Source organism: Corallococcus exercitus, assembly GCF_003611585.1.
GTDB classification, from domain to species: Bacteria; Myxococcota; Myxococcia; order Myxococcales; family Myxococcaceae; genus Corallococcus; species Corallococcus exercitus.
On record NZ_RAVW01000780.1, the window covers coordinates 1 to 1,457 of the forward strand.

Annotated in this window: 2 protein-coding genes; both read left to right on the top strand. The window is 70.8% G+C overall.

What is annotated here, in order from left to right:
• Positions 1-218: 218 nt before the first annotated feature.
• On the top strand, positions 219-479 hold the full coding sequence (locus tag D7W79_RS41945; RefSeq protein ID WP_120530748.1) for a phosphopantetheine-binding protein: 261 nt from the start codon (positions 219-221) through the stop codon (positions 477-479).
• Positions 480-576: 97 nt separating this feature from the next.
• Entirely contained in the window at positions 577-1,176 is a 600-nt protein-coding gene (locus tag D7W79_RS41950; RefSeq protein ID WP_120530749.1) for a 2,3-bisphosphoglycerate-dependent phosphoglycerate mutase, read from the top strand.
• The last annotated feature ends 281 nt before the right edge of the window (positions 1,177-1,457 follow it).

Genomic DNA, 1,457 nt, shown 5'->3' on the forward strand with positions numbered 1-1,457 from the left:
GCGCCAGCCCCACCACCGCCACCGCCATGGGCGCGTCCTGCTCCCCGGCGACCGCTCCGGCCTCGTTCGCGTCGTCCATGGCGTCCGAGCCTGCCAGGGAAGCCCGGAACCGGGGGAAGGACGAAGCCCGCCTGCTTGCCCTGGCGCTGTCAGGCTTGACGCGGTAGTTCTATTTTCCTCAATTTACAGCCATCCAGACACACCCCGAGGAGCCCACCGTGAGCACACAGAGCGCCGTCCCCTCGCCCATGGAGTCACGGCTGGCCGGGTACTGGCAGGAGCTGCTGGGCGTGGACGCCGTGCGGCCGGAGGACCACTTCCTGGAGGTCGGGGGGAACTCGCTGCTGGCCACGATGCTGGCCAACCGCATCGAGGACGACCTGGGCCTCCAGGTGGGCATGGTGGACCTGTTCAACACGCTGAGCGCGGTGGCGGCCGTCTGCGAGCGCCTCCAGCGGGAGACCCAGGCCACCGGCTGAACGCGGGCGCCGCGCGTGGCCGCAAGACGACGGGCCGGGCGGGTGGACGGGGCTTGCCTCTTTTCCGCCTGCCCCCGGTTGGGCTAGCAGGGGGCCCATGCCCATCCTCGCCCTCGTCCGTCATGGTCAGTCTCTCTGGAACCACGAGAACCGCTTCACCGGCTTCGTGGACGTGCCCCTCACCGAGCAGGGCCGCAACGAAGCCCGCAAGGCCGCTGACGCCCTCAAGGGCCTGAAGTTCGACGTCGCCTACACCTCCGCCCTCAGCCGCGCGCAGCAGACGCTGGCCATCCTGCTGGAGACGCTGGGGCAGAACCCGCCCGTCATCCGCGACGCGGCCCTCAACGAGCGCCACTACGGCGACCTGCAGGGCCTCAACAAGGCGGACGCCGCCAAGGAGTTCGGCGAGAAGCAGGTCCACATCTGGCGCCGCTCCTTCGACATCCCGCCCCCCAACGGCGAGTCCCTGGAGATGACCGCGAAGCGCGTGCTGCCCTTCTACGACCGCGCCATCGCGGGCGACCTGCGCCAGGGCAAGAACGTGCTCGTCGTGGCGCACGGCAACTCCAACCGCTCGCTGGTGATGCGCCTGGACAAGCTGTCCGGTGAGACCGTGGTGGGCCTGGAGCTCGCCACCGGCGTGCCGCTCGTCTACGAGATTGGCGCCGAAGGCCAGGTCGTCTCCAAGCGCGGCTGAGGCGCCCTGACGCCTCGCGGCGAGCAGGGCCCGCCAGGGCGTCCGGGGACTGTTCGGGAGGGGGGCTTGAATGAGCGCCCCTCTGTCCCGTCAGATGGGACGAAGCAAGAACACCCCCAAGGATGCACACCATGAAGGCCCTGACCCTCGCCGTCGTCCTGCTCTCCTCCGCCGCCTCGCTGGCCCAGACGGCCCCGCGCGCGGAGGAGTCGGTCAACGTCAACGCCGCCGGCACCTCCGAGTTCCGCCGCGCACCGCCCCCGGGCCACGGCACGCCCCGC

Excerpts from the sequence above, each read along its gene's own strand:
- D7W79_RS41950 (WP_120530749.1), top strand. The coding sequence starts at position 577 with ATGCCCATCCTCGCCCTCGTCCGTCATGGTCAGTCTCTCTGGAACCAC.